The following is a 13,609-nucleotide window of genomic DNA, read 5'->3' as shown; positions in this document are numbered from 1 at the left end:
GTAGCAAATCGTCGAAGTCAACGAACTCATCGAAGGTTTTCTTCATCCCCGTTTCCCGCCCACGCTGGCCGTCCTCGGGCGCGCGCCGCCCTGCTCGCCGGTCTTGCCGAAGTCGCGGTGTCCCCGGTAGCGGGACACCGCGACTTCGCCCAACCCGAGTGGATCAACCCGGGTCAGTGGGTGGTGACGCCCGCCCGCGCCTTCAGTCGACGCAGTTCGTCGGCGGACATCAGCCAGGTCGAGTTCGTCGTGCCCAGGCCGAGGAGCACCTGGTCGAAGGTGTTGCCGTCGTTGTCGTCGGTGTAGCAGACGCTGACCTCACCCCAGGGCGACGCGGCGACCGCGACGTGCTCCTGGCGACCCGTCGTGGTCTGGCTCAGCGCCTGGGCGGCCAGCCGGCCGGTGGACGTGCCGTCCGGGTTGAGACCCCGCGCCCAGACGTCCGGGTTGACGCCGGACACCGTCCAGCCCACCACCACGTTGTCCTGGTCGTCGATGCCGACCACAGGAGCGACGGCACCGGTGCCGGTGGAGACCGGGACCTCGTCGTGCCGGGCCGTTCCCGTCGCGGTGAACGATCGGGCCCAGACACCCCGGGTGCCGGTGTGGTCGGACTCCCACCCGACGGTGACGTCACCGGCGAAGTTCGTCGCCACCGAGGCGCGCTGCTGCTGCCCGCCGCTCTGTGCGTTGGCCGTCCGCCGCGACAGTGCCACGGCACCGTTGGACCGGGCCAGCCGGGTCAGCCCGATGTTGTACGAGCCGTTCGCGTCGGCGTCCTCGTCCCAGACCACCAGCGCCTCACCGGAGGCGGACACCGCCACGTCGGGACGGTGGTGTGTGCCCGTCGTCTGCGACGCCGTCACCTCGTACGCCTTGGTGGTGGCCGCGGTGAAGCCGGCGGCCTTGACGGTGGCGGGAGCGGTTCCCTGTACGTCCTCCCAGACCACGGTGAAGCCGACGGCGGCGGCGTTGCTGGGCGCGCCGTCCGGGTCGACCGAGACCTTCGGCCAGATCTGCTGCCCGGCGTCGCTGGCGTTGGCCTGTCCCGAGCCGAGCACCGCGCCGGCGGGCGACACCACCCGGTACTGGATGTTGTACACGCCGTTGCCGTCGCCGTCGGCGGCCCAGACCACCACGGCGTTGCCCCGGTCGTCGAGCCCCACGTCGGGGCTGAGGTGTCGCCAGGCGGCCCCGCTGGTTCCGCCGGTGGAGAGTTTCAGTTCGTACGCGGGCGTGCCGTCGCGGAACAGCCGCAGGTAGATCTCGCTGTGGGTGTCGTCCTCCGGGGCGGAGCTGTCCCGGTCGTCCTCCCACGCCACGGCGACGTGACCGTTGCGGTTCATGGCGATGGAGGGCAGGTCCTGGTCGCCGGTGGCGACGCTGTTGGCGGTGGTCCAGGTGACCGCCTCGGCGGTCATCGCGGTCGGGGCTGACACCACGTTCGGCACCAGCAGGGACGCGGTGAGCAGTGCGGTGATCGCGGTCATGGTGGCTCTCTCCCTTACCCGGCCTGCAGGCCGGGCTGGCCGTCGAGGATGACGAACGAGCGCACGGTGGAGGCCGCCGCACCGTGCTCGGTCACCGTGTTCACCGCGCGGAAGTCCGCGCGGACCTGGCTGCGGCTGATGGTGGTACGGACGTAGCCGCGCCGGTCCGAGTAGAACTTCAGGTGCGGGTTGGCGGCCGCGTTCGGGACCGTGGTGCTGCCGCTACCGTTGCCAGTGGAGCTGATCGAGGTGCAGACCAGTTCGGTGCCGATGGTGGCCGAGGAGGGGTTGGCGTAGTCGGCCTTGAGGTCGTTGGCCCACGACCGGTGCACGTCGCCGGTGAGCACCAGCGGATTGCGTACCCCACGCTGCTGCCAGCCGGTCTGGATCCGGCTGCGGGAGGCCCGGTAGCCGTCCCACGCGTCCATGCTCGTCGCCCCATTCGCGTCGAGCTGCTGGGCGAAGAAGACCTGCTGGCCGAGGATGTCCCAGGTGCCGTAGCGCTGGGCCAGCCCGTCGAGCAGCCACGCCTCCTGGGTCGCGCCGGTCAGCGACCGGGAGGCCAGGTCCGCGTCGGCGCAGACCTTCCAGCCGTCCCCGCACGCCTGGTCGTCGCGGAACTGTCGGGTGTCGAGCATGTGGAAGGTGGCGAGCTGCCCCCAGCGGACGCGTCGGTACAGCGGAATGCTGTTGCCGTTGGCGGCGGACGCCGGCCGCAGCGGCATGTTCTCGTAGTAGGCCCGGTACGCGGCGGTGCGCCGGGCGGTCCACTGGGCGGCGGTCAGCGTCGGGCTGCTGTCGTTGCGGACCATGGTGGCGTAGTTGTTCTCCACCTCGTGGTCGTCCGGCACCACCAGCCAGGGTGCCGCCGCGTGGGCCGCCTGTAGGTCCGGGTCGGACTTGTACAGGGCGTACCGGCGGCGGTAGTCGGCCAGCGACACGATCTCGGCGCCGACGTGCTGCCGCACCCCGGAGGTGCCGACGCCGCCCTCGTAGATGTAGTCGCCGAGGTGCAGGATCAGGCCGGGGTTGTCCTCGGCCATCCGCCGGTACGCGGTGTAGTAGCCGGCCTCGTAGTGGGCACAGGAGGCGAAGGCCATCACCAGGTCGCGGCCGAAGGCGCTGGGTGCCGGGGTGGTCCGGGTCCGCCCGACCGGCGAGATCTGGCCCTGGGCCCGGAACCGGTAGTAGTAGTCGGAGTCGGCGGCGAGCCCGCCGGCGATGGCGTGCACGGAGTGCGCGTCGGCGTACCGGGCGACCACCGAGCCGGAGGCGACCAGCGAGGTGAACCGGTCGGTGGCGGACACCTGCCACTCCACGGTCACGTCGGCGTTGGCCATGCCGCCCTGCCCGTCGGCGTTGAGCGGAGATGGTGCCAGCCGGGTCCAGAGCACCACGCTGTCGGGCGCCGGATCACCGGACGCCACACCGAGTCTGAAGGGGTACGGCACCGCGGCGCGGGCGTTCTGGCGGGGTGTCACCGCGACTCCGGCGGTGACGAGTCCACTGAGGACAAAAATGCGACGGCTCAGCCTTGTCATGGTCAACAGCCTCGGGAACGTCGATGAACGGCGATGGGTGCGAGGCGGAATCCGACATGACGGGATGCTGTCCGCGCCAAGGCGTTCAGGTGTCCGGACCGCCGGGGCCGGGGGTCGGACCGTCAGGCGAGCGGCGACGGCGACTCGGCGCCGGGGATCACCAGCGTCGGGGTGCCGGACCCGTCCGCCGGGACGCTCCAGACGTCGGGCTGGCCGTCGTCCCGGCGCAACGTGTAGGCCAGTTCTCCGCTGCTGAGCCACGCGGCCTGGTCATCGACGCTGCGGGTCTCGGCCGTCGCGGTCACCCGCAGGCTCGCCAGGTCGAGGACCGACAGCCGCCAGCCCTTCGCCGGGTCGGCGTCGACCGCCTCCTTGAACGCGAGCCGGGTGCCGTCCGGTGACAGCGACGGGCACTCGACGTTCTCCTTCAGCGTCTCGACCCTACGGGCGGCGAGGTCACCCCGGACGAGATACCTCTTACCCCCGGTCGACATGGTCGCGTAGAAGCGGTTGTCGTCGGTGGTGAAGGTGACGCCCCAGTAGTTGACGTCCGCGTTGCGGTAGCCCCGGCCGTCCCGGGTGATCGCGAACTCCTCGAGCGAGGCCACCGTGGCGCCGGTGCGGGTGTCGAGGATCCCGGTGCGGGTGGAGAAGCCACTGGAGGTGTACGAGTCGCCACCGACGAACGTGGTCCAGGAGACCATCCGGCCGGAGGCCGACACCCGGGCCCGGTTCGGCAGCCCCGGCACACTGACCGCCCGGGTCTGGCGCAGCGCGGCGTCGAGCACGACAACCTGGTACGACCAGGCGGTCTCCGGCTTCAGGCAGACCCCGGTGCCGGCCGCCGCGTACACCCGGAGGCATTCCAGGCCGGCGACGGTGCGCGGCCCGGCGGGGTCGGTCGCGGCGACGGTGGAGACGTGCCGGTCGGTGATCGCCAGCAGGCGCGGCCCGGGTGTCAGGGTGACCGCCTGCTCGCCGCCGGCGGGCGGCGGCCCCGCGGGAGCCTGCGCGGCGGTGGCGGCGTAACCGGCCGCCACGGCGCCCAACAGCACGGCCGAGGCGACCACCACGCCGAGTTTCGCTCGGGTCGACATCGCGGTCATCGGGGCACCTTCCGGGTGGTGAGTCGGGACGGGGAGGCCAGCAGGAGCAGCGTGCCGACCAGGACGCCGGCGACGGCCACGGCCGCCGCGCGGATCGCGTTCTCCGGCCCCCACGCCTGCCAGGCCAGACCGAACAGCACGGAGGAGACCAGGTACGCGAGGGCCTGCCCGGTCTGCACCAGCGCGATTCCGGTGGTCCGCAGGCGCGCCGGCAGCACCGGACCGGCGAGGGCGATGAGCACCCCGTCGGTGGCCGCGTAGAAGGCGCCGTACAGGGTCAGCGCCAGGGCGATCAGTGGCCAACCGTCGACCGGGCCGGCCAGCAGCAGGTACGTCGCACCGAGGGCGGTGTAGCCGCCGATCACCACGGGCAGGCGACCGATCCGGTCGGCGAGTACGCCGAGCGGGGCGGCGAGCACCAGGTAGGCCAGGCTGGTCCCCACCGCGAGCAGCGGGAACCAGCGCAGGTCGAGGTCCATCCGGCGTTGCAGCAGCAGGTAGACGAAGCCGTCGCCGATGGTGGCCAGCCCGAGCATCGCGGCGGCCAGCACCAGTCGCCGGGCCGGCCCGCCGCGCAGCAGCCCGAACGCCTCGCGGACGGTGACCTTCGGGTCGTTCGGCCCGTCCGCCGCCTCGCCGTCCGCCGCCTCGCCGTCCGCTGCCTCGCCGGGTGGCCGCTCCCGGACGAAGAGCACGAGCACCACGACGGCCAGGGCCGCGATGCAGAAGCTGGTGACGAAGACCGCGTCGTACGACTGCCCGACGACCAGCAGGACGGCGAACGCGACGAGCGGCCCGAGGAACGCGCCGAAGCTGTCCATCGCCCGGTGCACCCCGAACGCCCGACCCAGCGCCTCAGGTGGCGTGGAGAGGGTGATCAGCGCATCGCGCGGCGCGCTCCGCATCCCTTTACCGAGCCGGTCGACGGCGATGACCGCGCCGATCGCCGGGATCGACCGGCCGGCGAGCAGCAGGCCCAGCTTCGCGACCGCCGAGAGCGTGTACCCGACGCCGGCGATCAACTTGCGCCGCCGGAACCGGTCGGCGGCGAAACCGCCGACGACCCGCAGCAGCGCGGTGGCGCCGGTGTGGACGCCGTCCAGCACGCCGAAGGCCACCGGGCTGAGGTGCAGGCCCAGCACCAGATAGAGCGGCAGGACCGCGGCCACCATCTCGGCCGACACATCGGTGATCAGACTGACCGTACCGAGCGCGACGACGTTGCCGCTGACCATCGCGAACCGGCGGCGTCGAGGCCCCGCTGCGGGCTGGTCGGCGACCGGTCGGGAGACGGTCGACAAGTACACGAGCATCTCCTCGGATCGACGGCTGACGGGCAGCCATCGTCCGTACTCAGTGGAGAGCGCACAACGCACCGCCGGTGGCATCCGGGCGAGGTGCCGGTGAACGGGTCCCCAACACCGAGGTGTTCGCCTGGCGGGACGCACTGTTCATCCGCCCGTCGCCCGCCGGCTCATCGACCTTCCTACATTCCTTGCGCTCTTCCCACGAGGTAAGGAGTCCTGGATGGACATTCGATTCCCCCGCCCGCCGGTGACGCTGGGGGTGGTCACGGTGATCGTCGCCGCGACCGCCGCCGTCGTCGTGACCGGCGCCGGCGCGGCGTCGGCGGCGAGCGTGACCTTCACGCCGGTCGCCGACACCTACGTCCAGAGCGACGCGGCCGCCACCAACTACGGCACGTCCACGCAGGTCGTGGTCGACAACTCGCCCGCGCGGCGCTCGTTCCTGCGCTTTACCGTGAGCGGTGTCAGCGGCACGGTGACCGGCGCCAAGCTGCGACTGCGCACGATCAGCGGCAACAGCGGCAGCGACGCCGGTGGCACGTTCCGCCGGATGTCCAACACGACCTGGTCGGAGACCGGCACCACCTGGAACAACCAGCCGGCCATCGACGGGGCGACGCTCGGCACCATCGGCGCGGTCAGCGGCAACACCTGGTACGAGGTCGACGTCACGGCCGCGGTCACCGGCAACGGCACGTACAGCTTCGGCGCCACCTCGACCAGCGGTGACGGCGCCTACTACGACACCCGCGAGAGTGGCGCGGACGCCCCGCAGTTGGTGGTCACCACCGGGACCACGACGCCCCCGTCCGGGGACCCGGTGCTCGTCGGTGCCGGCGACATCGCCAACTCCGGCTCCGGCGACACCGCCACCGCGGCGCTGCTCGACAACATTCCCGGCACCGTCTTCACCACCGGTGACAACGTCTACGACAACGGCACGGCGTCCCAGTTCAACAGCTACTACGAGCCCACCTGGGGCCGGCACAAGGCGCGCACCCGGCCGTCGCCAGGCAACCACGACTACAACACGTCGGGCGCTACCGGTTACTACAACTACTTCGGTACGTCCGCCGGCCCGAGCGGTCGCGGCTACTACTCGTACGACCTCGGCAACTGGCACATCGTGTCGCTGAACTCGAACATCAGCATGTCGGCCGGGTCGACCCAGGAGCAGTGGCTGCGGGCGGATCTGGCCGCCAGCGGCAAGCCGTGCACGCTCGCGTACTGGCACCACCCGCTGTTCACGTCCAGCTCCAACCACGCGCCGTCGACGTCGACGCGTCCGCTGTACCAGGCCCTCTACGACTACAACGCCGACGTCGTGGTGTGGGGGCACAACCACGTGTACGAGCGGTTCGCGCCGATGAACCCGGCCGGTGGCGCCGACTCCAACCGGGGTCTGCGCAGCTTCGTCGCCGGGATGGGCGGTGCGAGCCACTACGGCTTCGGCACCATCCAGCCCAACAGCGAGGCGCGCAACAGCTCGGCCTACGGGGTGCTGAAGTTCTCCCTGCACTCCGGCAGCTACGACTGGCAGTTCGTGCCAGTAGCCGGCCAGACCTACACCGACACCGGCACCGGCACCTGCCACTGATCACGGGATCCCGCTGCGCCGTTCGTGGCGCAGCGGGATCGTCCCCAGCCGCGGCCCGGCAGGGCCACCCGCCGATCACGCCGATCCGCGACGTCGCTGCCCGTCTCCCTCGACGGGTGGGGCGGCGAGTTGTGCACCGATGGCGAACAGGACCGTGTGCCACAGCAATCGTCACCGCGGCCCTTTCACGCCCTCGGCGTGAGCTTCCCCCGGGACGACGTGTGCCCCTGCCCGTGGGACGGGCAGGGGCACACGTGCGTACGGACCGAGCGTCAGCGGGCGGTGCCGGCGCGACGCTTGTTGTAGACGTCGAAGGCGACCGCGACGAGCAGGACGAGACCCTTCACGACCGACTGGGTCGACTGGTCGATGCCCATCAGCTGCATGCCGTTGCTCATCACCGCCATGATCAGACCACCGACCATCGCGCCCACCACGGTACCCACGCCACCGGTGACCGCCGCGCCGCCGATGAAGGCCGCGGCGATCGCGTCCAGCTCGAACATGTTGCCGGCGGCGGGCTGGGCGCCGTTCGACCGCGACGAGTAGATGACGCCGGCCACCGCCGCCAGGAAGCCCATGTTGACGAACATCCAGAAGTTGACGGTGCGGACCTTCACCCCGGACAGCGCCGCCGCCGACAGGTTGCCGCCGATCGCGTAGACCTGGCGACCGAAGACGGTACGGCGGGTGAGCAGCCCGTAGACCAGCACCAGGACCGCCAGGATGATCAGCACGATCGGGAGGCCCCGGGCGTGCGCCAGCTGCCAGGCGAAGTACATGAGGACCGCGCCGACCAGCACGACCCGGGCGACGAACAGCGGGAACGACTCGACGGGCTGCTGGTAGCGGATCCGCGCCACGCGGGTGCGGAAGCCGCTGACCGCGTAGCCGGCCACGGCGATGGCGCCGATCAGCAACGTGAAGGCGTCGAAGCCCTGCCCGCCGAGCAGGCCGTTGAGGAAGCCCGCCGCGACCTGCTGGTACTCGGACGGGAACGGCGACAGCGAGATGTTGTCGAGCACCCGCAGGGTGAGACCCCGGAACAGCAGCATGCCGGCCAGGGTCACGATGAAGGCCGGAATGCCGGCGTACGCCACCCAGAACCCGTGCCAGGCGCCGACCGCGACGCCGACGACCAGCGCGGCCACGACGCCGATCCACCAGGGATGGCCCTGCTGGATCACCAGGACGGCGGAGACCGCTCCGGTGAGTGCGACGACCGATCCGACCGACAGGTCGATGTGCCCACCGATGATCAGGATGACCATCCCGATCGCGAGGACCAGGATGTACGAGTACTGGAGGACGATGTTGGTGATGTTGCCGGGGCTCAGCAACACCCCGTCGGTCAGGACCGCGAAGAGCGCGACGATGACGACCAGGGCGACGTAGATCCCGCTCTGCCGCAGGTTGTTCAACACCAGCGCCCGCAGGTCGTTCGTCCCACTGTGCAGGGCGGCGGTGGGCGTGCTGTCCGGCGGCGTGGGGTGCTCCGTCGAAGGGGTCTTGATGCTGGTCATCCGACGAGCTCCTTGTCCTTGGTCATCAGCTCCATGAGGCTCTCCTGAGTCGCCTCGGCCACCGGCATCTCGCCGGTGATCCGGCCGGCGGCGAGGGTGTAGATGCGGTCGCACATGCCGAGCAGCTCCGGTAGCTCGGAGGAGATGACGATCACCGCCTTACCGGCGGCCACCAGCCGGTTGATGATCGTGTAGATCTCGTACTTGGCGCCGACGTCGATCCCCCGGGTGGGTTCGTCGAGGATCAGCACGTCCGGGTCGGTGAACAGCCACTTCGACAGCACGACCTTCTGCTGGTTGCCGCCGGAGAGCTTGCCGACCACCGCCATGACGCTCGGCGTCCGGATGTTCATCTCCTTGCGGCTGGTCTCGGCAACCTTGATCTCCTCGTTGCCGTTCACCCAGCCCAGGCGGGACAGCCGGTCCAACGCGGCGGCGGACACGTTGCGCCGCACGTCGTCGATGAGGTTGAGGCCGTAGCGCTTGCGGTCCTCGGTGACGTAGGCGATGCCGTTGTCGATCGCCTCGGCGACGGTGCGCGCCTGCACCTCCCGCCCGTGGACGAAGAGTCGGCCCCGGATGTCGCGCCCGTAGGACCGACCGAACACGCTCATGGCCAGCTCGGTCCGCCCGGCCCCCATGAGGCCCGCGATGCCGACGACCTCACCGGCGCGTACGGACAGGCCGACGCCCTCGACGACCATCCGGTCCTGGACGGGGTGCCGCACCGTCCAGTCCTCGATGCGGAGGACCTCGTCACCGGGGGACGACTCGCGGTCGGGGTAGAAGCTGTCCAGGTCGCGCCCGACCATGCCCCGGATGATCCGTTGCTGGGTCACGTCGTCGGACCTCATGTCGAGGGTCTCCACCGCGCGCCCGTCGCGGATCACGGTGGTCGAGTCCGCGATGGCAGTGATCTCGTTGAGTTTGTGCGAGATCATGATGCAGGTGATGCCCTGCTCCTTGAGGGCCCGCAACAGGTCGAGCAGGTGCGCCGAGTCGATGTCGTTGAGCGCGGCGGTCGGCTCGTCCAGGATGAGCAGGCGCACCTTCTTCGACAGCGCCTTGGCGATCTCCACCAGCTGCTGCTTGCCGACGCCGAGCTGGATGACCGGGGTGACCGGGTTCTCGTGCAGCCCGACGGACGCCAGCAGCTTCGCCGCTTCGGCGTTGGCGAAGTTCCAGTCGATGAGCCCACTGCGGCCGCGCCGCTCGTTGCCGAGGAAGATGTTCTCCGCGATCGACAGGTACGGCACCAGGGCGAGCTCCTGGTGGATGATGACGATGCCGTTGGCCTCGCTGTCGCGGATGCCACGGAACTGCATCGGCTTGCCGTCGAAGAGGATCTCGCCGTCGTACGAGCCGGACGGGTGGACGCCGGACAGCACCTTCATCAGGGTGGACTTGCCGGCGCCGTTCTCACCGCAGATGGCGTGGATCTCCCCGCGGCGCACTGCGAGGGTGACGTCCTCCAGCGCGGTCACGCCGGGGAAGGTCTTGGTGATGCGACGCATCTCGAGGATGGTGTCGTCCATGGTCACTGTCCTCCGTCAGGTCTGGACGTGGTACGCCCAGGCGTCGGGCCCGGCGGGTGACCGCCGGGCCCGACGAGTGGCTTACTTCTTGGCCTGACCGGCGGCGACCTCTTCCGCCGTCCAGTAGCCGGAGTCGATCAGCGTCGCCTTGATGTCGTCCTTGTAGACGGTCGCGATCGGCAGCAGGTACGCCGGGACGACCTTGACCCCGTTGTTGTACGTCTGGGTGTCGTTGGCCTGCGGCTGCTTCTTCTGCAGGAACGCCTCGGCCGCGTTCACGGCCTGCTCGGCCAGCAGGCGGGTGTCCTTGAAGACGGTGGAGCTCTGCACGCCGTCGTTGATCAGCTTGATCGAGGCGATCTCCGCGTCCTGGCCGGTCACCACCGGGAGCTTCTTCGCGCCCTTGCCGTAGCCGGCGTTCTGCAGGGCGGTGATGATGCCCCGGGAGATGCCGTCGTACGGCGACAGCACCCCGTCGACCTTCGAGCCGTCGTTGTAGCTGGAGGTGAGCAGGTTCTCCATCCGCTTCTGCGCGGTCTCCTGCTGCCACCGCAGGATGGCTACCTGCTCGGGGGTGGTCTGCTTGGACTTGACGACCAGCGTGCCGTCTTCGATGAACGGCTTCAGCGTGTCCATCGCGCCGCCGAAGAAGTACTGGGTGTTGTTGTCGTCCAGCGACCCGGCGAAGAGCTCGATGTTCATCGGCCCCTTGGCCGTGCCCTTCGAGCCGTCCTTGTTCAGCAGGCCGAGACCGACGAGCAGCGCGGTGCCCTGGGCGACGCCAACCTTGTAGTTGTCGAAGCTGACGTAGAAGTCGACGTCCTTGCTGCCGCGGATCAGCCGGTCGTAGGAGATGACCGGGATCTTCGCGGCCGCGGCGGCCTGCAACTGGCTGCTGAGGGCGGTGCCGTCGATTGCCGCGAGGACCAGGACATCAGCACCCTGGGTGATCATCTGATCGACCTGCTGCGACTGCGTGGGGATGTCGTCACCGGCGTACTGGAGGTCGACCTTGTAACCCTTGGCCTCCAGCTTCGACTTCACCGCGTTGCCGTCGGCGATCCACCGCTCCGAGGTCTGGGTCGGCATCGACACACCGATGGTCAACTCGCTGGGCTTCTCGCCGCCGGTGTTGCCACCGCTGCCCGCACCCCCGCCGCTGCACGCCGTCAAACTCAGCGCCAGTGCCGCGCCGCCGAGAGCAACCAGGAATTTCCTGCCCACGGGCTTCTCCTCTCTGGACTCCCCCGCCGACTGCCGGGGCCAACTGTCATCTTTCGGGTAGTGTTAGCGCTCACATAGATTGCGTCAACACCAGATCCGAAATACCGGTGTCACGGTCTCGTAACGGAGCATCCAGGCGAGCGTAGTCATGCGGCCGACCCGCCGGAAGGGCAGGACGCGGCGACTGAGCGTGCTCGTCCGCAGCACCCTACAGACAGACCGATGCCCGCGGACGACGTCTGTCGTCCGCGGGCATCAGCACCACCGTCGGATCAGGTGGGTCGCCGCGACCTCGACGGTCGGTGGACCCGATCGGCTACCGCTGCGACCACCGCTGGTTCGCCGCTCCGGTGCAGGTCCAGAGGATCACCGTGGTGCCGTTGGCCGTGCCGTTGTTGTTGACGTCCAGGCAGAGCCCCGACTGGGTGCTGCTGATCGTGCCGTTGGCGTTGACCGTCCATTGCTGGTTGGCCCCGCCGTTGCAGTCCCAGATCTGCACCTTGGCGCCGGCCGCGGCGTTGGGCGGCGCGTCCAGGCACTTGCCGAGGGCCTGCAGGGTCTGACCGCTGCTGGTCCAGCGCTGGTTGGCGGCGCCGTTGCAGTCCCAGATGACCGGCTGCGTGCCGTTGGTGGTGCTGCTGTTCGGCACGTCGAGGCAGCGGCCGGAGGCGGCGCTGGCGTACGCGCTCGACGTGGTCGGCGGCGGCGTCGTCGTTCCGCCGCCACTGACCCGGTACACCACCGTGCCGTGCGCGGGGACACTGGCGCTGATGGTCCCGCTGCTGGAACTGGTGCCCCCGGTCCACGCGTCCACCAGCGTGAACGACGAGCCGGACTTGCCGATGGCCGCGGCCGTGGTCGAGATCGTCGTCGTCGAACCGCCCTGGTTGAACAGGGCGACGGCGACGTCACCGTTGGCGAGCCGCTTGGCCAGCACCCGGCGCGTGCCGTCGAACGACACCTGCGTCCCCTGCAACCCGAGCGAGTCCTGGTTGATCGCGATCAGGTTGGCGTTCTTGAGGATGGCCTGCGTCGCGGTGTTCATGTTCCGCACGTCGTTGCCGGCGATCAGCGGAGACGCCATGATCGCCCACATGGCGAAGTGGCTGCGCATCTCCGTGTCGTTCATGCCGCCGCGACCGATCTCCATCATGTCCGGGTCGTTGAACCCACCCGGCCGCGCGTAGGACGCCAGCGGAACGGTCACGTTGATGATGTTCTGGATGCCCATCGGGTAGCCGTTGGTCTGACCGGTGTCCCACGCGTTGGTGATGTCCTCGGTGGTTCGCCACATGTTCGCCACGTCGCCCCAGTTGCGCAGCGGGCCGGTCTTGGCGTGGATGCTGTTCGGGTTGATGCTGTAGACGATCGGTCGACCGGTGGCGGCCAGCGCGTCACGCATCTTGGCGAAGGTGGCCACCTGGTCGTTGATGCTGCCCTCCGGCGAGCACCAGTCGTACTTGAGGAAGTCGACACCCCAGGCGGCGAACTGGCGCGCGTCCTGCACCTCGTGGCCCCGGCTGCCGGTCGCGCCGGGGTAGGCGCCGAAGTACTGTGCGCAGGTCTTGTCGACCGGCACCTGGTACAGGCCGAACTTCAGGTTTCGGGCGTGCAGGTAGTCGCCGAGCGCCTTCATCCCGCTGGGGAACCGGCCGGGGTCGCCCTGAATGTTGCCGGAGCTGTCCCGGTTGGGGTTGAACCAGCAGTCGTCGACCACGACGTAGTTGTAGCCGAGGTCCCGCATACCGCTGCTGACGATCGCATCCGCCGTCTGCCGGATCAGCGCCTCGTTGATGTTGCAGCCGAACTGGTTCCACGAATTCCAACCCATGGGTGGAGTGCGCGCCACGCCGTTGTCCAGTGCCTGCGCGGTCGGGGCGCGAAGGCCGACCAGGGTGCCGGCGAGCAGTATTCCGGCCGCCAGTACGCTCCCCCAGCGACGACCTCGGGTAATGCGGTTCATCGAGCCTCCTTGTCGGTGGCGCCCGCCCGCGACTACGATCCCTGGCCGGTGCGCCGATAGTTGTACGCCAATTTTTGTTAGCGTTAACAGAGACGCCCATCATATTACGGCCACGTTTCACGAGGTTCAATACCTTCACGGTGCCGTATCGCCCGACATCGATTGGCTACACTCCGCTACCCATCGAACCACGTCTTATCCACCCGCGACGCCGGGAATTGACGCACGCCGACAACGTCGGCACGCGCCCCCGTTCACCGGGGAGCGGCGGCGGGCCTGATCCCCCGCGTCGCGCTCAGAGCGGCCTCTGGTTGGTCCGGCCG

9 protein-coding genes are annotated in these 13,609 nt (G+C 69.6%); 1 reads left to right on the top strand and 8 read right to left on the bottom strand.

The window, feature by feature from the left end:
* Positions 1-173: 173 nt before the first annotated feature.
* The 4 genes from AC5L30_RS07415 to AC5L30_RS07400 form a co-directional block, all read right to left on the bottom strand.
* Positions 174-1,490 (bottom strand): hypothetical protein, encoded by a 1,317-nt coding sequence (locus AC5L30_RS07415; protein ID WP_494866168.1) that lies wholly within the window; start codon positions 1,488-1,490, stop codon positions 174-176.
* Between the two features lie 14 nt (positions 1,491-1,504).
* Positions 1,505-3,031 carry an alkaline phosphatase D family protein gene (locus AC5L30_RS07410; RefSeq protein WP_494866167.1) on the bottom strand — a complete coding sequence of 509 codons (1,527 nt, stop codon included), beginning with the start codon at positions 3,029-3,031 and terminating at the stop codon, positions 1,505-1,507.
* 122 nt (positions 3,032-3,153) lie between these two features.
* Complete coding sequence (locus AC5L30_RS07405) at positions 3,154-4,137, bottom strand: TolB family protein (RefSeq protein WP_494866166.1); 984 nt, start codon at positions 4,135-4,137, stop codon at positions 3,154-3,156.
* The gene (locus tag AC5L30_RS07400; RefSeq protein WP_494866165.1) at positions 4,134-5,444 is read right to left on the bottom strand and encodes an MFS transporter; all 1,311 of its coding nucleotides are present in this window, start codon (positions 5,442-5,444) and stop codon (positions 4,134-4,136) included. Before AC5L30_RS07400 ends, AC5L30_RS07405 begins: the two co-directional genes overlap by 4 nt.
* A gap of 220 nt (positions 5,445-5,664) precedes the next feature.
* Here AC5L30_RS07400 and AC5L30_RS07395 point away from each other — a divergent pair, with 220 nt between their 5' ends.
* The gene (locus AC5L30_RS07395) at positions 5,665-7,041 is read left to right on the top strand and encodes a CBM96 family carbohydrate-binding protein (RefSeq protein ID WP_494866164.1); all 1,377 of its coding nucleotides are present in this window, start codon (positions 5,665-5,667) and stop codon (positions 7,039-7,041) included.
* Between the two features lie 272 nt (positions 7,042-7,313).
* Here AC5L30_RS07395 and mmsB read toward each other — a convergent pair whose 3' ends face one another.
* From mmsB to AC5L30_RS07375, 4 genes are all read right to left on the bottom strand, one after another.
* A complete protein-coding gene (gene mmsB, locus AC5L30_RS07390) occupies positions 7,314-8,564 on the bottom strand; it encodes a multiple monosaccharide ABC transporter permease (RefSeq protein WP_494866163.1) in 1,251 nt (416 codons plus the stop codon).
* The gene (mmsA, locus tag AC5L30_RS07385) at positions 8,561-10,099 is read right to left on the bottom strand and encodes a multiple monosaccharide ABC transporter ATP-binding protein (RefSeq protein WP_494866162.1); all 1,539 of its coding nucleotides are present in this window, start codon (positions 10,097-10,099) and stop codon (positions 8,561-8,563) included. Before mmsA ends, mmsB begins: the two co-directional genes overlap by 4 nt.
* A gap of 81 nt (positions 10,100-10,180) precedes the next feature.
* The gene (gene chvE, locus AC5L30_RS07380) at positions 10,181-11,323 is read right to left on the bottom strand and encodes a multiple monosaccharide ABC transporter substrate-binding protein (protein WP_494866161.1); all 1,143 of its coding nucleotides are present in this window, start codon (positions 11,321-11,323) and stop codon (positions 10,181-10,183) included.
* A gap of 316 nt (positions 11,324-11,639) precedes the next feature.
* Entirely contained in the window at positions 11,640-13,286 is a 1,647-nt protein-coding gene (locus AC5L30_RS07375) for a glycoside hydrolase family 27 protein (protein ID WP_494866160.1), read from the bottom strand.
* Between the last annotated feature and the right edge of the window lie 323 nt (positions 13,287-13,609).

This window comes from Micromonospora sp. BQ32 (assembly GCF_059358895.1).
This window is presented reverse-complemented; position numbering and strand designations above follow the sequence as displayed.

Coding starts and splice junctions, on each gene's coding strand:
- AC5L30_RS07415 (WP_494866168.1), bottom strand. CDS start 1,490: ATGACCGCGATCACCGCACTGCTCACCGCGTCCCTGCTGGTGCCGAAC.
- AC5L30_RS07410 (WP_494866167.1), bottom strand. CDS start 3,031: ATGACAAGGCTGAGCCGTCGCATTTTTGTCCTCAGTGGACTCGTCACC.
- AC5L30_RS07405 (WP_494866166.1), bottom strand. CDS start 4,137: ATGACCGCGATGTCGACCCGAGCGAAACTCGGCGTGGTGGTCGCCTCG.
- AC5L30_RS07395 (WP_494866164.1), top strand. CDS start 5,665: ATGGACATTCGATTCCCCCGCCCGCCGGTGACGCTGGGGGTGGTCACG.
- mmsB (WP_494866163.1), bottom strand. CDS start 8,564: ATGACCAGCATCAAGACCCCTTCGACGGAGCACCCCACGCCGCCGGAC.
- mmsA (WP_494866162.1), bottom strand. CDS start 10,099: ATGGACGACACCATCCTCGAGATGCGTCGCATCACCAAGACCTTCCCC.
- AC5L30_RS07375 (WP_494866160.1), bottom strand. CDS start 13,286: ATGAACCGCATTACCCGAGGTCGTCGCTGGGGGAGCGTACTGGCGGCC.